The organism is Chryseobacterium fluminis (genome assembly GCF_026314945.1).
Taxonomy (GTDB): Bacteria; Bacteroidota; Bacteroidia; order Flavobacteriales; family Weeksellaceae; genus Chryseobacterium; species Chryseobacterium fluminis.
Map to the genome: position 1 here is coordinate 3,342,702 of NZ_CP111121.1, position 20,410 is coordinate 3,363,111.

Annotated in this window: 16 protein-coding genes; 11 read left to right on the plus strand and 5 right to left on the minus strand. The window is 37.9% G+C overall.

What is annotated here, in order from left to right:
- The first annotated feature begins 5 nt into the window (after window positions 1-5).
- Window positions 6-1,115 (plus strand): LptF/LptG family permease, encoded by a 1,110-nt coding sequence (locus ODZ84_RS15315; protein WP_266177382.1) that lies wholly within the window; start codon window positions 6-8, stop codon window positions 1,113-1,115.
- Here ODZ84_RS15315 and ODZ84_RS15320 read toward each other — a convergent pair.
- Window positions 1,109-1,825 carry a biotin--[acetyl-CoA-carboxylase] ligase gene (locus ODZ84_RS15320; protein WP_266173283.1) on the minus strand — a complete coding sequence of 239 codons (717 nt, stop codon included), beginning with the start codon at window positions 1,823-1,825 and terminating at the stop codon, window positions 1,109-1,111. The genes ODZ84_RS15315 and ODZ84_RS15320 overlap by 7 nt on opposite strands.
- 86 nt (window positions 1,826-1,911) lie before the next feature.
- On the opposite strand from ODZ84_RS15320, the gene rsfS reads away from it, so the two are divergent.
- The 6 genes from rsfS to ODZ84_RS15350 all read left to right on the plus strand — a co-directional run bounded on the left by rsfS (window position 1,912) and on the right by ODZ84_RS15350 (window position 7,083).
- Window positions 1,912-2,280 (plus strand): ribosome silencing factor, encoded by a 369-nt coding sequence (gene rsfS, locus ODZ84_RS15325; protein ID WP_266173284.1) that lies wholly within the window; start codon window positions 1,912-1,914, stop codon window positions 2,278-2,280.
- Window positions 2,281-2,296: 16 nt separating this feature from the next.
- The gene (ftsH, locus tag ODZ84_RS15330) at window positions 2,297-4,309 is read left to right on the plus strand and encodes an ATP-dependent zinc metalloprotease FtsH (RefSeq protein ID WP_266173286.1); all 2,013 of its coding nucleotides are present in this window, start codon (window positions 2,297-2,299) and stop codon (window positions 4,307-4,309) included.
- 136 nt (window positions 4,310-4,445) lie between these two features.
- Window positions 4,446-5,027, plus strand: a complete 582-nt coding sequence (locus ODZ84_RS15335) for an LUD domain-containing protein (protein WP_266173288.1) — start codon at window positions 4,446-4,448, stop codon at window positions 5,025-5,027.
- Between the two features lie 22 nt (window positions 5,028-5,049).
- A complete protein-coding gene (locus ODZ84_RS15340; RefSeq protein WP_266173289.1) occupies window positions 5,050-5,922 on the plus strand; it encodes a phosphatidate cytidylyltransferase in 873 nt (290 codons plus the stop codon).
- Window positions 5,923-5,926: 4 nt separating this feature from the next.
- Window positions 5,927-6,580 (plus strand): phosphatidylserine decarboxylase family protein, encoded by a 654-nt coding sequence (locus tag ODZ84_RS15345; RefSeq protein WP_266173290.1) that lies wholly within the window; start codon window positions 5,927-5,929, stop codon window positions 6,578-6,580.
- 86 nt (window positions 6,581-6,666) lie between these two features.
- The gene (locus tag ODZ84_RS15350; RefSeq protein ID WP_266173291.1) at window positions 6,667-7,083 is read left to right on the plus strand and encodes a hypothetical protein; all 417 of its coding nucleotides are present in this window, start codon (window positions 6,667-6,669) and stop codon (window positions 7,081-7,083) included.
- A 241-nt stretch (window positions 7,084-7,324) separates the two neighbouring features.
- On the opposite strand, the gene ODZ84_RS15355 is transcribed toward ODZ84_RS15350, so the two are convergent.
- From ODZ84_RS15355 to ODZ84_RS15365, 3 genes are all read right to left on the minus strand, one after another.
- Window positions 7,325-9,163, minus strand: a complete 1,839-nt coding sequence (locus ODZ84_RS15355; RefSeq protein WP_266173292.1) for an ABC transporter ATP-binding protein — start codon at window positions 9,161-9,163, stop codon at window positions 7,325-7,327.
- Between the two features lie 202 nt (window positions 9,164-9,365).
- On the minus strand, window positions 9,366-10,289 hold the full coding sequence (locus ODZ84_RS15360) for a M28 family peptidase (protein WP_266173294.1): 924 nt from the start codon (window positions 10,287-10,289) through the stop codon (window positions 9,366-9,368).
- Window positions 10,290-10,442: 153 nt separating this feature from the next.
- On the minus strand, window positions 10,443-10,832 hold the full coding sequence (locus tag ODZ84_RS15365) for a DUF4293 family protein (RefSeq protein WP_266173296.1): 390 nt from the start codon (window positions 10,830-10,832) through the stop codon (window positions 10,443-10,445).
- Between the two features lie 145 nt (window positions 10,833-10,977).
- Between ODZ84_RS15365 and rho the strand changes: the two genes are divergently transcribed.
- Window positions 10,978-12,840, plus strand: a complete 1,863-nt coding sequence (gene rho, locus ODZ84_RS15370; RefSeq protein ID WP_266173298.1) for a transcription termination factor Rho — start codon at window positions 10,978-10,980, stop codon at window positions 12,838-12,840.
- A 301-nt stretch (window positions 12,841-13,141) separates the two neighbouring features.
- Window positions 13,142-13,738: a superoxide dismutase gene (locus ODZ84_RS15375; RefSeq protein ID WP_266173299.1), complete on the plus strand. Its 597-nt coding sequence runs from the start codon at window positions 13,142-13,144 to the stop codon at window positions 13,736-13,738.
- A 151-nt stretch (window positions 13,739-13,889) separates the two neighbouring features.
- On the opposite strand, the gene ODZ84_RS15380 is transcribed toward ODZ84_RS15375, so the two are convergent.
- Entirely contained in the window at window positions 13,890-15,089 is a 1,200-nt protein-coding gene (locus tag ODZ84_RS15380) for an endonuclease/exonuclease/phosphatase family protein (protein WP_266173301.1), read from the minus strand.
- 384 nt (window positions 15,090-15,473) lie between these two features.
- Between ODZ84_RS15380 and ODZ84_RS15385 the strand changes: the two genes are divergently transcribed.
- Together ODZ84_RS15385 and ODZ84_RS15390 are read left to right on the plus strand one after the other, a co-directional pair.
- The gene (locus tag ODZ84_RS15385) at window positions 15,474-18,209 is read left to right on the plus strand and encodes a carboxypeptidase-like regulatory domain-containing protein (RefSeq protein WP_266173303.1); all 2,736 of its coding nucleotides are present in this window, start codon (window positions 15,474-15,476) and stop codon (window positions 18,207-18,209) included.
- An 11-nt stretch (window positions 18,210-18,220) separates the two neighbouring features.
- Window positions 18,221-20,368 (plus strand): DUF5689 domain-containing protein, encoded by a 2,148-nt coding sequence (locus tag ODZ84_RS15390; RefSeq protein WP_266173305.1) that lies wholly within the window; start codon window positions 18,221-18,223, stop codon window positions 20,366-20,368.
- Window positions 20,369-20,410: the final 42 nt, after the last annotated feature.

Here is a 20,410-nt window from a genome sequence, read left to right on the forward strand (position 1 = left end):
AGATGCTGAAAATAATAGACCGATATATCATTAAAAAATACCTTGGAACCTTTAGTTTCATGTTGATATTGCTGTCTATCGTGGTTTTGGTTATTGATGTTCAGCAGAAAATTCCAAGGATTGAAAATGCTAAACTCATTGATCCTAAACTGGATCTGACTTATTTTCTTATCCATTTTTATCCATTCTGGATCATCAATTTGGTGATGACTTTTTTATCCGTTTTGGTGTTCATTTCAGTAATCTATTTTACATCAAGGCTGGCCAACAATACAGAAATTGTAGCGATAATAAGCAGTGGAGCAAGTTTTCACCGTTTCGCAAAACCTTATCTGCTTACCTCTCTGTTTATTGCGGTATTGTCATTGGGAATCAATCATTTCGTATTGCCCTGGGCTAATATTCAGAAAAACCAGTTGGAAGCTTATACTTACAATGCGGCCAATAAAGAAAAAGTTTTGGGAACGGCACCCGTGTCTGCACAGCTGAGCAGAACGGAGTATATTTTTATTAATTCCTGGAATAAGAGGGAGAAAAGAGGTTCCGGGTTTATTTTCCAGAAGTTTGATAAGAACAGGAAGATGATTTATGAGCTTAAAGCTTCTGATGTACTTTGGGACAACACAAAAAAGAAATTTATCCTTAACAGTTACCTTGAGAAAACCATTAACAGTGATGATTCTGAGAAACTGGCCAATGGTTACGAGCTGATCAAAAGCTATGGCCACGATCCTGATGAGCTTTTCCCCAACGAACTTTTAGGACAGAATAAAACGACTCCTGAGCTTTTAAAATTCATTAAAAGGGAAACCGAAAAGGGAAACAGTAACCTTAATGCCCACCTTAACGAGCTTTATCAGAGGACTTCGATGCCTATTTCTATTGTGATTTTAACATTTCTGGCGCTTTCGCTTTCTTCTCAGAAGAAGCGTGGCGGTCTGGGGATTAACCTTGCACTTGGAATCTCTTTGGCGTTCGTATTTGTATTTTCGTTCGAAGCATTAAAGGTAGTATCGGAAAATAAAAGCATGTCACCTGTACTGGCCATGTGGTTTCCGAATATTGTTTTTTTTCCGCTTGCAGCCTATTTATATTTAAAAAGAGCGAATCAGTAAAGCAACTTTATCTCTTTGTGATAAAAACGCTGTAATCCGTCATTTTCCAGGTCGATCCACAGTTCTCCTTTTTCATCTGCATATCTGATGATGCCATTTTGTCTTTCTTTTTTGATCTCAAAAACCGAAACCTGATCTCTACGGAAAAGATTGCGGTTAAATTCTTCCATAATTTCCTGCTCAGAAGGATAGTTTTTTAGTTTTTCTGTCAGATAATTATGGAGTTTCAGGGTGAAATCTTCCAGCTCAAATCTCTGCCCCGTCTGGGTCAGAAGTGATCCTGCATTCGATATTTCATCAAAATTATCCTGAAGAACATTAAATCCGGCTCCCATGATAAAGTAATTACTCTGAATAATTTTTTTCTTTTCTATCAGAATTCCGACTATTTTTTTATTTTTAAGAATTATATCATTGGGCCATTTGATATAAACAGGGAGATCAGTCAATTTGGCAAGGAAATCTCTGATGATGATTGCGGTATAATAATTGAACATATAATCGGAGACTTTGAAATTTTGCGTTTTCACGGCTAATGTATACGCCACATTTTTTTCAGCGGCTGAAGCCCATGTATTTCCGTACTGGCCGCGGCCTTTTGTTTGATTGAATGTATGTAAACCTAAAAAATCAGATTTTTCGTAAAGTAAAAACTTTGATATTTCGTCATTAGTAGAAGAACAGGCTTTAAGATAAAACAATTGGCTCATTTAAGAAAACTTTAAGACTTTTAAAGGGCTAAAAATAAGGCTAAACTAAAGAAAAAACAATAAATTTGCAGATTATAGATATTTTAATGAATAAAACAGCAGAAAAGCAAGCGCTAATAGATAAAATTGTAGAGGCTATCCAGGATGTAAAAGGTGAAGATATTATGATTTTCGATCTTTCAAACATAGAAAACTCTGTAGCAGAAACTTTTATAATTTGTAGCGGAAATTCTAATACACAGGTATCTGCGTTGGCAGGAAGTGTAGAGAAGAAGGTAAGAAATGATCTTAAAGACAGACCATGGCATGTAGAAGGTACTGAAAACTCCATGTGGGTTTTGGTAGATTATGTTACAGTAGTCGTTCATATCTTCCAGAGAGAAACTCGTGAATATTATGACATCGAGGAACTTTGGGGAGATGCGAAAATTACAAAAATTGAAAGCGAATATTAAATTTTAAAAAAAATAGATGAATAATAAAGGATTCAACTGGTTTTTTCCGATTGCAATCATAGCTCTTTTGTTACTTTTCGGTTCTAATTTTTTAGGGGGTGAAAATGCAAAATCTATCGATGAAGATGGTTTCTTCAGAGAAATGCAGTCCGGAAAAGTTCAGAATGTAATAATATACAAAGATACCGAGAAAGCCGATGTGTTCCTTACGCAGGCAGCAAAAACAGCGATGGTGAGTAAAACCAAAGAAAACGACCCGCTTTCTGCTTTCTCAATGGCTCCAAAAGCAGATTATTCTGTAAAGTACGGAGATCTTCAACTTTTTCTTCAGAAATTTGATCAGGTAAAAGCCGCAAATCCGGCCATTAAAACCTCAAAAGATTACGGGGCTGGTAAAAATCCGTTTATGGATATTTTGTTCTCAGCACTGATCTGGATCGCCATTTTAGGATTATTCTATTTCCTTCTTTTCAGAAAGATGGGCGGTGGCGGAGGTCCCGGTGGACAGATTTTCTCCATAGGAAAGTCTAAAGCCAAACTTTTTGACGAAAAAGAAAGAATTCAGGTGACCTTTAAAGATGTTGCAGGTCTTGAAGGTGCTAAAGAAGAAGTACAGGAAGTTGTGGATTTCCTGAAGAATTCTGAAAAATATACGAAACTGGGAGGTAAAATTCCTAAGGGTGTCCTTTTAGTAGGGCCTCCGGGAACAGGAAAAACGTTACTGGCAAAAGCAGTAGCGGGTGAAGCTAAAGTTCCTTTCTTTTCACTTTCGGGATCTGATTTCGTGGAAATGTTTGTAGGAGTAGGAGCGTCGCGAGTAAGAGATCTCTTTGCTCAGGCTAAAGCGAAGTCTCCGGCCATTATCTTCATTGATGAGATTGATGCCATCGGACGTGCCAGAGGAAAAAATAATTTCTCAGGCGGAAATGATGAAAGAGAAAATACCCTGAACCAGCTTCTTACGGAAATGGATGGTTTCGGAACCGATACCAATGTTATTGTCATGGCAGCTACCAACAGAGCTGATATCCTGGATAAGGCTTTGATGAGAGCAGGACGTTTTGACCGTTCTATCTTTGTGGATCTTCCTGAGCTGCATGAAAGAAGACAGATTCTGGATGTTCACTTAAAGAAAATCAAACTTGATGACAATGTAGACCGTGATTTCCTGGCAAAACAAACACCGGGATTCAGTGGAGCAGACATAGCCAATTTATGTAACGAAGCCGCATTAATTGCAGCAAGAAATAACCATACTTCAGTAACAAAACAGGATTTCCTTGACGCTGTAGACAGAATCATCGGAGGTCTTGAGAAAAAGAATAAAGCCATTAAGCCTTCTGAAAAGAAGAGAGTAGCCTACCACGAAGCGGGACACGCCACTATTTCATGGTTGGTAGAACACGCTTCACCATTGCTTAAAGTAACGATCGTTCCAAGAGGACGTTCTCTGGGAGCTGCATGGTATCTGCCGGAAGAAAGACAGCTGACGACTACAGAACAGATGTTGGACGAATTATGTGCCACATTGGGAGGCAGAGCCGCAGAGCAGGTGATCTTCAATAATATTTCCACAGGAGCCCTTTCAGATTTGGAAAGTGTAACCAAAAGAGCACAGGCGATGGTAACCATTTATGGTCTGAGTCCGAATATTGGTAATATTTCTTACTATGACAGCTCAGGACAGTCTGAATATTCTTTTGGGAAACCTTATTCTGAAGAAACGGCAAAAAAGATTGACGCAGAAATAAAAGGAATTATTGAGACTCAGTACAGCAGAGCAGTTCAGATTCTTACAGATAATAAAGACAAACTGGATGCTTTGGCCAATAAGCTTTTGGAAAAAGAAGTTATTTTCCGTGAAGATCTGGAAGAGGTCTTCGGAAAAAGAGCCTGGGATCCTGAACTCACAGAGAAACCTGTTACCAACACGATTCCTGATGTGATAGAGCCTACTGAACAGATTATTATAAAAGAAAAAGAAGGAGAAACCGGAATTCAGTCCCCTGAAAGTCCTACTCAACTTTAAAATTCTTTACAAAACAATAAATTAAAACCTGACAACAAGAAAATTGTCAGGTTTTTTCATATTTAGAGGCAGATTTTAGGAGTCTATTATAATTAATTTTTTACTTTTGTATAAAGTAGACTAAAAATAAATTAAGTTGAATTTATTCAAGAGGATTGTTAGTAAATTTACCAACCAGCCTGAGGAAGAAGAAAAACCAAGCCTGGAAAAGTTAGGGGACTCGCTGAAAAATGCGGATCTCGACTATAAGTTTGCCCAATTGTTTACGCACTCGGGAGGATTTTTTAATTATTGTGCCGATGAAGCGGAAGCGCTACAGACATTACATCAGATTATCAAAATAGAAGGCATCGGGAAGGTATTCTGTTGGGATAAAGAACTGCAAAACTTCCTAAATGTCGTGAAAGTTCCTTATACCCCGGAAATGGAGCACTCAAGTGATGCGGCTTTTATCACCTGCGAATATCTGATCGCATATGACGGAAGGATCATGCTTTCTCATAATAACATCCTTCATTATCACTCATCAAGATTACCCGGTAAGATTATTATCATAGCCAATGTTTCGCAGATTGTCAATAATCTAAACGATGCTATGGGGAAAATAAAGAGAAACGGGAACATTAAGAATCTTACTTCTATCAGCGGCAGCCATTCGAAACTTGATACGTCTTCTCATTCCAATACAAAACTGTTTTTATTGTTGCTGGAAGATTAAGCTTTATTCTAAATTTTAAATTTTGGACAAAAACCTCATTCAAAGAACCCTTTCCGGAATTGTGTACGTTGCCGTTATTATTCTGTGTACAACGCCTTTAGGCGCTCAGCTTATTAACAGCATCTCTCCGGAATCAGCAAAGCAGGAATACCTGTATTACGGTTTAATCACATTTCTGATGGCAGTAGGCTCATGGGAATGTGTAAAGATCATGAAGTTTGGAAACAGTTATGAGAAATGGGTCGTTTTTCCACTGGTAGGATTTATCTTTTATATTTTTTCCAAAAGGTATTTTCATCATGATTTCTTTTTTGATTTCAGGCTCAGTGAGATTTTGGCTCTGGTCTTAATTGTGGTCGCAGTGGTCACTTTATTCAAGTATCCCAATGAATTATACTTTGACAGCGGAAAACTCATTTTTACGGTTATTTATGTAGCCTTACCCTTCAGTTTTGCGCTGGGTCTGCCTAAGTTCTCAAGTTATGAAGACCGGTTTTCCCTGGAGGTTCTGTTCTTGTTTATTCTCATATGGAGTAGTGACACGTTTGCTTATTTGACAGGAAAGTTCCTCGGGAAGCATAAAATGGCGCCTAAAATATCTCCTAAAAAGACCTGGGAAGGGTATGTCGGTGGAGTAGTACTGACTTTGGTATTATCATATTTTGTGGAGCAGTATCATCCTGATCTTCGCGGAAACTGGATGGTGGTAGGATTTCTTGTGGCAGCCTTTGCTCCTGCGGGCGATCTGGTAGAAAGCCAGCTTAAAAGAAATTTCGCAGTCAAAGACAGCGGAAACATTATACCGGGACACGGTGGCGTATTAGATAGGCTTGATAGTTTTTTAATCTGCGTTCCTGTCGTATATTTGTACTTTATTTTAGAAAAATTTATTTAATCTCATGAAATTACACAGAGAATCAAAAGGAACAATTACCGTTGCAACCCTACTGTTTATCATTATTGGTGCGCTGGCTATTTATTTTCTTGAAATGTGGTCATTAGTGATCGTGCTGCCGTTATTGGTGGTGTACAGTTTGGTATTTTGGTTCTTCAGGGTTCCGAATCGTGAAATCCTTGAGCACAGAGAAAATGTTATTGCCCCGGTTGACGGAAAGGTGGTCATGATCAAAGAAGTGGAAGAAGATGAATTTATTAAAGGAAAAGCCATCCAGGTTTCCATTTTTATGTCTCCTCTGAATGTTCATATATGCCGGTATCCTGTTTCAGGAGAAGTCATTTACAAAAAATATCATCCCGGAAAATATCTGGTTGCATGGCACGAGAAATCTTCTACTGAGAACGAAAGAACGACGATTGCCGTACAGAGTCTGACGAATCATAAGGTGGTTTTCAGACAAATTGCGGGCTATGTGGCAAGAAGAATTGTTTTCTACTGTAATGAAGGAGATCATGCTAAGGCAGGACACGAATTCGGGTTTATTAAATTCGGGTCGAGAATGGATGTCTTTTTACCGCTGGATACCGAGATTATCTGTAAGATCGGAGATATCACAAAAGGAGGTCTGGATGTGATTGCCAGAATGAAAGATTAGATTCTGTATTAAAATATTAACAGGACTGTTTCGAAGGAAGCAGTCTTTTTTTTCGTTATATTTAAATATGATTTAAAAATAAGCCGATGAAATTTTTCCTTTTAATTTTAATGATCGCCAGCCTCTGTTCATGCACCACGTTCAGCGAATATTCAAAAGATACAAAAACGGTGAAATGCGATGACGACAAACGGTATGTCTGTTTTGCGAATGAAGCTTTGCATTGGAACTATACTTCATTTGGAGGTGTATATACCGCAACTGACAAAAAAGAATTCAATAAACTGAAAGTAAAAAATGCTCCTAAATTTAAAAATGTATTGTTGTACGGACAATCATGGGTTTCTCAGGCAGAGTATTACATCCTTCTGAATAATAAAAAAAATTCCGGAGATTATATTTTAAAAGATACCTTAATTAACGGGAATAAAATTACAATAGCGGTCAGCAGAAAAATAAAGCACAAAAGTAATATATCCTTTCTCTTAAACGGATTTAATTAAAAGGATATGCAGTGCGTTTTTAACCGGTATATCAGACTTAAATAATCATTACGGATATTTTTATACCAGCAGGTATTTCAACTTGTTTCCATTGCCTTAAGCACCCGATCTCTCATTGTAATACAAAACGAGGCTGTTCTTGTTTTTCTGCATAAAAAAAGAGTACTTCTGCCAGGCTTGTGATTCTGCAGAAGTACTCTGATGATTTTACAGGGATTATTTAAATTATAATGAAGAGCCTTTAATCAAAATTCTGAAGCTCTACCAATTTCTGATAAGTGCCCTTCTTAGCCATAAGCTCATGGTGTGTTCCCTGTTCCACAATATCGCCTTTCTCCATGACCACAATCCAGTCTGCTTTCTGAATGGTTGAAAGCCGGTGGGCAATGACCAGTGAAGTTCTGTTTTCCATCATTTTTTCCAGCGCATCCTGCACAAATCTTTCCGATTCGGTATCTAAAGCAGATGTAGCTTCATCCAGAATCATGATCGGTGGATTTTTCAGTACGGCTCTGGCAATTGAAACCCTTTGTTTCTGTCCTCCGGAAAGCTTGCCTCCGTCATCACCGATATTAGAATCATATCCTTCAGGTAGTCTTGTGATAAAAGCATCGGCATTGGCAATTTTTGCTGCGGCGATCACTTCTTCCCGGGTGGCATCAGGTTTACCCATTAAGATATTATTATAAACCGTATCATTGAATAATACAGATTCCTGAGTAACCATTCCCAAGAGCTGTCGGTAATTTTTCAGATTTAGATTTTTTATATTCGTTTCGTCGATCATAATTTCCCCTTCCGAAACATCATAGAACCTCGCCAGAAGATTGGCAATCGTTGTTTTCCCACTGCCGCTCTGTCCTACCAGCGCTACTGTTTTTCCTTTGGGAATACTGAGCGAGAAGTTTTTAAGGATTGCATGGTCTTTATCATAAAAGAATCCGATATTATTAAACTCGATTGAATGATTTAGCGTTGAAATTGAAACCGGGTTGGGTGCTTCATCGATTTTTACATCAGCATCAAGGATTTCCAGAACTCTCTCAAGAGAAGCTTCTCCCTTCTGAACATTGGAGATAGACTGTGACAAACTCTTTACAGGAGGCAATATCTGGAAAAAAATACCTAAGAACACTAGGAAATCTGCCGGAGAAATGCTTTGTTCCACGATAATCTGTTTTCCGCCGTACCAGGCGATAATCAGGAACGTAACTGAACCTAAAAATTCACTCATGGGCGATGCCAGTTCTTTTTTTCTTCCTAACCGTATTGAGCTGTTGATCCAACGCTGCATAGACTGCATAAACCGGGTATCCATTATTTTCTCGGCGCTGAAAATCTTAATCACTTTGGTAGATTTCAGGGTTTCATCAACGATAGAAAAGATGTTTCCCATTTCGTTCTGCGCTTCGTGAGAATCCTTTTTCAGACTTTTTCCGATTAAGGCGATCATCGTTCCCATTACCGGCAGTACCAATAATGAGAAAAGAGTCATCTCTGTACTCAAAAAGAAAAGCGTCACCAGTGTACTGATTAACATAAACGGAGCGTTAATAAGCTCAACCAGGCTGCCTAGAATATTACCTTCCACTTCACCCACATCATTCGACATACGGGACATCAGATCTCCTTTCCGGCTTTCCGTAAAGAAGGAAACCGGTAAAGAAAGGATCTTTCTGTACATGGCTCCCCGCAGATCCTTGGTAACTCCTACACGATAATTGATCAGCAAAAATGAACCCAGATATCTGAAGATATTCCGAAGTAAAAACATAAAGGCCGTAATGATACAAAGCCACGCCAGTACGCTGAGTGCACCATGTTCTGTCACTAAACTCTGAACATAATAATTGGCGTATTCTTTGACATAGTCAAAAAAGTCTAAAATGTCACCCGAATAAACAGGTGCCGTACTGTATTTTTTAGCTTCAATGGTTCCGAAAAGCATTCCTAAAACCGGTAAAATGGTCCCTAAAGAAGCAATCTGAAATACGGAATATAAAATATTGAAGAATAAACTTCCGTAGATGTATTTTTGGTGAGGTCTCGCGAACTTTAGTATTTTAATATATTGGTTCATTCAATGAAAAAATTGGATAGCAAAATTACATAATTAAAATGATAAGACGTTTTTTAATAGTCTTTTACTTTAGTGTGATAAGTTACCGTTTACGAGGATTCGTTACAGTCTTCGGGCAATTAAAAGACTTTGCTGAAGATTTTGATTTAATATCAAATAAAAACCACCGGAATCAGTGGTTTTCGATAGCATTAAAATTTTATTAAAATCTTACTTTGTCATTATATTTAGGGGCAAAATTCTCTGGAGACAGCTTTTCTAAAGTTGTACCAAAATTATTGATGATCCGGGTGAGATTATCAAAATCCACTACAGTGACATCATCGCTTACCTGATGATAATGCTTTATTTTACTCATGTCTGCCGTAGAAATAGAATGGGCAATGATTTTCTTTTTCACAAAGCTGACGTTATCGGATCTGTAAAACAACTGTTCCTTAGCATATGGGTCGGGATGTATTTTCAGTCCGTTCGCCGCATTTTTATTAAAAATTCCGGCAAGATCTGAAAACCCGTCACCGGTCATGAATACTGCATTTTTGCCAAATTCTGATTCCGTTGCCACCATTTCAAAATTAAAAAGGGAAGTAAGATTATTGTAAATGGGATCCAGTGTCTTATCGGTAGAAATCGCTGTTGAGCCCAGCATCCCTTTTTCCTCTCCGTTAAATGCCATGAAAACCATAGAGAAATCTGGCTTTTTGTTTTTGAAATAGTCTGCAATTCCCACCAGTGTGGTAATGCCGCTGGCATCATCATCGGCGCCGTTATAGATGTTATCACCATTTGTTTTACCGGTTGTTCCGATATGATCGAAATGACCGGAGAAACCGAGATATTGATCTGTTTTTCCTTTCTTTATTCCACATACATTGTAGACCGTTTTTCCTTTGTAATTAAAGGGAACCAGGTAAGAATTTCCGGTGCAGTATTCTAAATTATTTTCTTTAAAAAGTGCAGCAATATAATGGGCTGCATTGTCATTTTCCGGAGTTCCGATTTCCCGGCCTTTCATTTCGTCGGAAGCCAGGGTAGAAAGTACGGTCCGGATTCTTTCTTCTGATACCTGCTGCGCAAAGGAGAAAACTGAAAAAAGAGAAAAGGTAAGATAGGTAAGTTTTTTCATTTTAAATCGAATTTATTAATAATCTGTCGTGATATAAACGTAAATGTTGCAACGAAATTACTTATTTCTAATAAGCCGAAAGAAATGACTGGCCGGCATAAAAAAAACAGCTCCTAAAAAGAAGCTGTTCTTACTCAAAAAATCGTTGTACGGTTATCGAAGTCTGTCTACAGATTTTACGAGCCTTTCATCTCTCTTGATGTATGTGTTTGAAATAATCAAACAGATCACCGCGATCAATGGAAAAACCGGCTCAATACCCTTCTCAGGAAACTGAATTCCTCCGGATAAGTTTTGCAACCAGTAAATCAATACACCAATCAACAAAGCGTTTATAATAATGCTGATGGTATTCAGCAAAATCTGTCTCTTTCTGTTTTTAAAGCTGAATACACTCAGTAATCCAACCAAAACCAGGATCACACAGCCTATATCAAGGATAGGAATAGAAGCTGAAATGATCATATCCTGCCCTGTAACGAACAGAAATACAGCAGCCAAAACTGCTAAAAAAGTCCATATTGTCTGTATTCTTTGTAACATTGAATATTAAATTCCAGGCAAAAGTAGTATAAATTTTGCACAATTCAAAAATAAGTGTAGATTTGCATTATACAATGTACTTGAAAATTAAAAGTCACCGGACTTACTTTTCTTACTCACAATTAATTACATTTTTACATTAAATATGTTTAACATAGAAACGTTAAGGTCAAAATCCGTAACGGAACTGACTAAAATCTTGAAGGATTTAGGCGTTAAAGTTGCAAGAAACAGCAATGAGAATGATAAAATATTTGCTATTCTCGACTTTCAAGCTTCTAACCCTAAAGTATCCAAAGATTATTTCAATACCACAGAAGCGAGTATAACTGCTGAAGAAGCGCCCGCCGAAAAACCAGCGAAAGCGCCTGTGAAGAAAGCTGCTGCTCCAAGGAAAACACCTGCAAAACCTAAGGTCCCGGCGGCAAAAGCGGCTGCAGAACCACAGGAAGCCGCAGAAATAAAAACTGAAGAAAAGGAAATTGTTTCCGAAGAAGTAAAAGCTGAACACCCTGAAGAGGCAAAACCAGCAACAACCACAGATGAAACTTCAAACGCCAACGCAGCGAAGAAAAAAAGAAAAAGAGTTCCTGTAGCGGAAACCGGTAATACCGAAGCCCCGCAGCCTAAAACAGAAGCTCCTAAAAACACAGAATCTCAGGAATCTGCTCCAGCAGAAGAAAAGCCTGCCAATCCTCAACAACAGCCTCAGGCCAGATCTCAAAAGGGACAAAACCAACCGCAAAACAGCGGAAACCAGCATAGAAATCAGAATCAGAATCAGAACCAGAATTCGAATCAAAACCAAAACCAAAACCAGAATCAGAATCAGAACAGACAACAGCATTCTGAAAGACAGGAGGAACACCACGAGCACAAAAAAGAGTTCAGTTTCGACGGGATGGTAAGCATTGAAGGGGTTCTGGAAATCTTACCTGATAATTACGGATTTTTACGTTCGTCAGATTTCAGTTATATTTCTTCTCCTGATGATGTGTATGTATCTACCGCACAGATCAGAAATTTCAGTTTAAAAACAGGAGATACCGTAAGGGGAATCGTGAGGCTTCCGAAAGAAGGTGAAAAATATTTCTCTTTATTGAAGCCAACAGAGGTGAACGGACGTGATCTTGCCTTTATTAAAGACCGTGTCGCTTTCGAATACCTTACCCCGCTTTTCCCGGAAGAAAAATTTAATCTTACCGGAAATAATTCTACCATGTCTACCAGAATTGTTGATTTAATTGCACCTATCGGGAAAGGACAAAGAGCCATGATCGTCGCCCAGCCTAAAACCGGTAAGACCATGTTGCTTAAAGATATTGCCAATTCCATTGCTGCCAATCACCCGGAAGTTTATATGATGGTGCTTCTTATTGACGAACGTCCCGAGGAGGTTACCGATATGGAAAGAAGCGTAAATGCGGAAGTGATCGCATCTACATTTGATGAAGCAGCGGAAAAACATGTAAAAGTAGCGAACCTTGTACTGGCAAAAGCACAGAGAATGGTTGAATGCGGACATGATGTGGTGATCTTACTGGATTCCATTACAAGATTGGCAAGAGCTTATAATACCGTGACACCTGCTTCCGGTAAAGTTTTATCGGGTGGGGTTGATGCGAATGCTCTTCATAAGCCGAAAAGATTTTTCGGAGCTGCCAGAAAAATCGAGGGTGGAGGATCATTGACGATTATCGCAACGGCTCTTATTGACACAGGCTCAAAAATGGATGAAGTGATTTTTGAAGAATTCAAAGGAACGGGTAATATGGAACTTCAGTTAGACCGTAAAATTGCCAACAGAAGAATTTACCCTGCCATTGACCTGGTTGCTTCAAGCACGCGTAGAGATGATTTGCTTCTGGATGAGGTGACGTCTCAGAGAATGTGGATTCTGAGAAAATATCTTTCAGAAATGAATCCTATCGAAGCCATGGAATTCGTAAGTAAAAACATCAGAGGAACCCGTAATAACGAAGAATTCCTGATGTCTATGAATAAATAAATTAATAGATTAATATTGTTAAAGAAGTACGGATCTCTGGGTCCGTGCTTTTTGTTTTTGATCAAATGATACATGGGTTGATTTCAGAATAATTAAATTTCAGGATAAAAAATTATATTTATCGAATTGTTATTATTTAATTCTCAATCCGCTGTAGGTCCATATTCAAGCTTCCTTACCTCCTAACTATCGTATTATAAATTAATATATCAATGTTAAAGATTTATTAAAGTAATCCCCTTTTTTTGAATATGGATTAATTTATGGCTAACTTTGGTTTATAACATTAAAAATAATAATTATGTCATTTGAATTACCAAAATTAGCATATGCTTATGATGCACTGGAGCCTACTATTGATGCGAAAACGATGGAAATCCACCATACCAAGCATCATCAGGCATACATCGACAATTTAAATAATGCCATAAAAGGGACCGACTTAGAAGAAAAAACAATAGAAGAAATCTGCCAGACAGGGACTGATAAACCAGCGGTAAGAAATAACGGGGGTGGACATTTTAACCATTCTTTATTCTGGGAAATTTTAACGCCTGGGGGAAGCAATGAACCTGTAGGAAATGTAAAAGCTGCTATTGAAACGTACGGAGGCCTTGAAAAATTTAAAACGGATTTTTCTGATGCTGCTAAGACAAGATTCGGTTCAGGATGGGCCTGGTTGGTAAAAAATACTGACGGTTCCGTTTCTGTATCTTCAACTCCAAACCAGGATAACCCGTTAATGCCTGTTGCAGACGTTAAAGGAACTCCGGTTTTAGGACTTGATGTATGGGAACATGCTTACTATTTAAACTATCAGAACAGAAGACCTGATTATGTAGCAGCGTTCTTCTCTGTAGTTAACTGGGATAAAGTGGAAGAATTATTTAATAAATAATTTTTGCTATATAAAATGAAAAGGTTCAGAATTACTCTGAACCTTTTTTATTTTTAACTGTTACCAGTAATAAATCACAAATTAAACTGATCATTAATACCGAGACGTATTTCAGTAAAAATACAATCCTTCTGGAACAGCTTCGTTTAATTTATTTTTTTACATATTCTTTCTGAACAATTGAAACTGCCGGAAAGTGGTCACTGTAGCCTCCGGTGAATCGGTCTCCATCCCATGAACGTAAGGGATATCCTTTCCACTGGCCTTCTTTGTTCACCAAATAGGAAGGAGCATAAATCTCAGCCTTAAAAATGCTGTAAGTAGGAGTCAGTTTTTCAGGAGAATATAAATTCTTTGAAACAATAATCTGATCAAACAGATTCGGAGCATCTCTGTAAGCAAGAGAAGCTACTCCCGCTTTAAATAATTTATACATTAAATTATAATAAGGATATTTATCAGATAAGTCGCCCGGATCACCTACTGCACTGAGATATTTTTTCAGACTCGGGCTTACGGGATCATCATTGTAATCGCCCATGGAGAAAATTTTGATTCCCGGATTTTCAGCAGTTATTTTATCCATTTCAGTTTTCAGTACGGTCGCTGCTGCATTTCTTTTGGCTTGTGAAATCGCTTCGCCCCCTCTTCTGGAAGGCCAGTGGTTCATTAAAACAGCTACTTTTTCACCATCCAGCAGGCCTATGGCAACCACAATGTCCCTGGTGTATTCTCTTCTTCCGTCTTCGTTAAAGATTTTAATTTCCCTTTTGTATGAATCTAAAACTGAAAATCTTCCTTTCTGATAAATAATAGCTACATCAATACCCCTTGAATCATAAGAATTGAAATGAACAATTCCGTAATTACTTTTGGCTAAAGCCGGCTGCTTAATCAGATCTTCAATGACCTGTCTGTTTTCGACTTCGATTAACCCGCAGATGGCAGGGTTATCGTTAGTATATTGTCTTCCCAGTTCTGAAATAACTCTGGCTTCATTTTCCAGTTTCTGGTTGTAGAACTTCGCGCCCCATCTTTTCGGGCTGTTTTCTGTAAATTCCTCTGCCAGGACCTGATGGCGTATCACTTTTTTACCTTTCAGAAGGTCGTCATTCCATTCCCCTTTATAATCTTCAGTTGTTTCCAGAAATTTCAGCGAGTCGACAGGCACACTCCTGTGAAATGCAGGATTGGAAACAGACAATGTTCCGTCTATATAATCTGCTGATGGAACAATGTCCCAGAGGTTTTCTACGTTCAAAAAACCTACAGCAGCCCTTTTTACCTGTTTTTGTTGTGAAAATGCAAATCCGTAGCAAAAAACTGCAGCAGCAATCAGATATTTTTTCATGCTCTTAGTATATTCAAAATTTTAAGGGGTTAAAAGTACTAATTTTATATAAAATACGGTGTTAAAAATATTTAACAATCTATGCTTATTGAATGTCGTGATTAATGGAAGACAAAAATATTTGACCTGACCGATGTGAAACCAGATAAATCATTTAATATTCTGCCTTAATAATAACAATTTATCTGTCATAATAGCTTATCGCACTAAAATATATATAGAGGATTGTTTTTGCAATCGATGGTAAATAGCAGGATTTATTATCGAAATACTAGTGCGTTAAGAAAAATTAATAGAATAAAATATTGAAAATGTTTGTGTTTATGAAAATAGTTCTAAATTTGTGGCCCCTTAAATAAATTAGGAGTTAAAAATAAGTTTATTATGATTAAAAAACTATCCCTAATCTCTTTGTTTACTTTACTGCCTGCTTCCTATTACTTTGCGCAAACGACTGTTTATGCGTATGTTAAAGATCAGGACGGTAAGCCTGTAGAGAGAGCAGAAGTAGATCTGGCAGAATCCGACGATGACAAAACTGCGGATAAAATTGGATACTTCCAGTTTGTGGATTTAAAACCTGGCCATTATCTTATTACCGTTACAAAATCAAGCTATGAATCTAAGATTCTGGAATTTGATGTGACGAATGATGAGAAGAGAAAAGACTTAGGTGTGATTACGCTTAATTACAGTGTAGGATCAGATGCAGGAGTTGTCGTAATTGACGATTCTGCCAACGACACAGAAGACGGAGGTTCTGCCATGCAGCCTACTGTGGGACTTTTAAGTTCCGGGAGAGATGCTTTCCAAAATGTTTCTGCTTTTGAATTGGGAGCCTACTGGTTCAGACCGAGAGGGGTGGATAATAGATTTGAGGACGTTGTTTTTAACGGGGTCTCGATGTCTAAAAATGATGACGGAAGAATAGACTTCAGCAATTGGGGTGGTCTTAATGATGTAACCCGATATCCTTACGAAAATGTAGATAATATTACTCCTTCAGAATATACTTTCGGAAATTTGGGTGGTGTTGTTTATTATAATACGAGAGCTTCCAGCTATAGAAAACAAACTTCATTGGCCTATTCATTTACCAACAGGAGTTATCTGCACAGATTAATGGCGACTTATTCTTCAGGTCTTTCGAAAAAAGGTTGGGCATTTACTTTCTCTGCCAGCAGAAGATGGGGTGACAATGCAATCATTGACGGGGTTTACCAGGATGCGTATGCTTACTTCGGATCTATTGAGAAGAAATTCAGCGACAGACACTCGATTAACTTAACAGCTTTCGGTTCGCCCACTTACAGAGCTTCCAACTCTCCAAACACCCAGGAAGTGTATGATATTATGGGAAAAGACTATAACTCATACTGGGGATGGCAAGACGGAGAAAAAAGAAATTCCAGAATCAGAAAGGTTTTCGAACCGATGTTTATGTTAACCGATTATTTAAAAGTCGGTAAAAACTCAAACTGGACCAACACGGTTTCTTACCAGATCGGCAGCGATGCAAGAAGCAGATTAGACTGGTTCCATGCCTCTGATCCGAATCCTACGTACTACAGAAAATTGCCGAGCTATGGTCTTCTGACAGCGGACGAGTTTAGAGCCCAATCTCAAATTGACTGGGATTATTTATATAATGCAAACCGCATTAACCTCACCAATATGGATGACTCGAAAAGAGGAGCTTCCTACACATTGGTAGAGGATGTAAATAAAGATAAAACTTTCAATCTGGCGTCACACTTTGATACAAGACTTAGTGATAACTGGAAATTGAACATCAACTTCAATTATCAGAATTTACAATCAGATAATTTTAGAAGAGTTAAGGATTTATTAGGAGCAAATTATGCTTACAATCTTAATCCGTTTAACAATGATGCGCAATATAATATTGATGATCCGAATTATCAGGTAAAAGAAGGTAACAGAACTCAGTATTCTTACCAACTTACAAAAAATCATTATACTTTAAACATATCTACAGAAGTAGATTTTGCAAAATGGAATTTTGTAGCGTCTATCTTCTCTTCCTACTCAGAATCTTACAGAAATGGAGATTACAGAAGCGGTATTGCGCAATTTGTAAATAATTCTAAAGGTAAAAGCGCTGTCTATGATGCTATAGACGCCGGGATCAAAGGTAAAATTACTTATAAAATTAACGGTAAGAACTTCATTGTCTATAACGGAGCATTTTTTAGTTTGGCACCGACCCTTAATGAGATTTTTATTAACCCAAGAGTTGTTGATTATTTGACTCCCGGAGTTAAAAATCAAATTATTAACTCTAATGATTTAAGCTATATCATGCGAGGTCAGATCTTAAAGCTAAGATTATCGGGTTATTATACAACCATCAGTAATTCCACGGAGATTTCCAGATATTATGCTGCCGCATCTTCTACAAGCACAGGATCATATAATACATTGATCAATGAAGCTATGAGTGGAGCAGATAAAAGGTATTTGGGAGCTGAATTAGGATTTGATGTAAAAATAACACCTACCTTGAATGCTGTGGGAGTAGCAAGTATTGGAGAATATAAATTTACCAATACTCCTCAGGTGTATTCATTTGATGACCAGAACGGGTTCAGAAGCTTCGGAGCTGCAAACATAAAAGATTATAAAGTTGCAGGCACGCCTCAAAAAGCTTTCTCTTTAGGGCTGAGATACAATTCTTCCCGATATTGGTGGGTTGGCGCTTCTGCCAATTATCTGATGGACCAGTATCTGGACTTTTCAGCACTTAACAAGACAGCAGCTCTTTACACGGTTCCCGGTACGACTGACATGTATTATGACGGCGTAACACCTGAACTTATCCAGCAACTTACGGCGCAAAAGAAATTTGATGATCAGTTTATGCTGAATGCCAATGCCGGTAAATCATTCCAGTTTGGGAAATACAGGATGGGAATCAGTATTTCGGTAAACAATATTTTAAACAACAGAGATTACGTAACCGGAGGTTTTGAGCAGGGAAGACTTGCTAATTTTCCGGATGCTTTGGAAGAGTACCAGAGAGCGACGCCTTACTTTGGTCCAAAGCTTTGGTATGACAGAGGAAGAACTTTCTTTACTAATGTTTATTTAAGATTCTAATTATGACTATTATGAAAAAATATAATTCAATTTTCAACTATATTTTTATTATCGTTTCGGCCTTATTTATTACAGGCTGTGTGCACGATGATAAATATAATGAGCCTGATCTTGAAAATTATCAGTGCAGAACTGCTGATTATTACACCAAGCCTGAAAACAATTTTCAAAAATGGTCATTGGCAGATTTAAAAGCAAAACCTCAGAATGTAACCATTACAGAAAAAGCTTACATCGAGGGATATGTTTCATCTACAGACGAGTCCGGAAATATTTATAAAACGCTTTATATACAGGATGCTCCTGTAAACCCAACAGAAGGATTAACCGTAAGTTTGGATATGGTAAGTACTTATACCAGATTTCCACAGGGATCTAAAGTTTATATTGAAGTTAAGGATCTTGCGATTAGTACGTATGGAGGTGTGAAGCAATTAGGGATGATTACTCCTGCCGGAACAAGAATTTTAGAAAAGGAAGTTCCGAACCACATTTTCAGAGACTGTAATATCAGAGCGAATATTGTTCCGAAAGTATTAACCATGACAGAAATGATGACAGCCAATGATAATCTTATCGGTTGTTTAATACAGGTGAACAATGTCGAATTTGACGGAAGGGCTCTTTGTACAACTTTTGCTCCAAACGGACAGACTGTTGATAAGACTATCGGTGAAGGATGGGATGCAGCAAATAAAAGATATCTGAAAACAGCAATCGTAAGAAATAGTGGATATGCATCTTTTGCCAACCAGACTATTCCTGCAGGTAAAGGAACATTTTTGGGAATTTACAGCAAGTACAATTCAGCTTATCAATTATATATTAATAAGGTGTCAGACCTGAACATGGAGGGAGATAAAGATGGTGATGGAATAGATGAGCATTTTCCTCGTTTGGATGGTCAGACAAAAAACCCATGCAACTTCAGTGAGACAGGGCTGACGGCTAAATCCGTTGCAGATATTAAACAACTCGCAGCTGGATTGGCTCCTAATGGGCTGGTTCAGATCACAGGTGATTTCTACGTTAGAGCACAGATAACCGCTAATGATGAAACCGGAAATTTATTTAAATATCTGTATGTGGAAGATGCTACCGGAGGTATTAGAGTGAATATCAACAGAGCTGACCTGTTTTTAGAAAACAGGTTTAAGGTAGGAAAAGATCTCAATATCAAATTAAAAGGTTTATACATCAGAAATGTAAGTGGAGAGCTTCAGATTGGTTCTAATGATTCCTCTTCTGCAGTCGCTTACAGAATTAAAGATGAAGAAATTTATAAATATTTATTTGATAATAATACCCTTGCAAAATCCGTCGTGGCTACGGAAAGAACAATCTCCCAGCTAAGTTCAGGAGATGTCGGAAGATGGATCAAAATCAAAGATCTTGAGTTTATAGATGGGGATCTCGGAAAAACATATGCAGATGGTACGGCTACATCGAACAGAACTTTAAAAGATTGTACAGGGAATACCGTAACATTAAGGACAAGCGGCCGTGCTATTTTTGGACTGAAAGCTGCCAGTACTATTGAAGTTGCCGGGGGCAGAGGAGATATTTATGCTATCGTAAGCATATTCAATAACACTTATCAGTTATGGATTCCTCAGTTAAATAATATAGTATTCACCAATCCTAGGTGTGACGGTTCGGTTTATAATCCATTAGCCACTATTTATAGTGACGAATTTGCAAACGGAGGATTCAGCGCAGACTGGACGGTAAAAAATGTTTTAGGACCTCAGGTCTGGACGACTTCAAACCAAGGAAACGGGACTAATTATTATGCAGTAATGAATGGTTTTGTAGGATCAAGCAATGCCAATGAAGATTGGTTAATTTCTAAATCGGTAAGTTTAGCAGGAAAAACAAAAGCAATTGTGAACTTTACAACTGACGTTAGATATGCAGGAAATGCTTTACAGGTCTATGCCACGGAGAACTATACAGGAGATCCGGCGACAACCACCTGGGTACAGTTACCGGCGACTTTAGATACCAATACTGCCGCATTTGGAGACTGGGTAAGTTCCGGAAATGTAGATTTAGCTGCTTTCTTAGGTAAAAATGTGAGAATTGCTTTTAAGTATACTTCTACAACTTCAGCCTCTGCAACATGGGAGATTGATGATTTCAAAATTAAAGCGCAATAATAATTTGCATTTAAAATGATAAAGAAAAGGCGGACTTTGTAG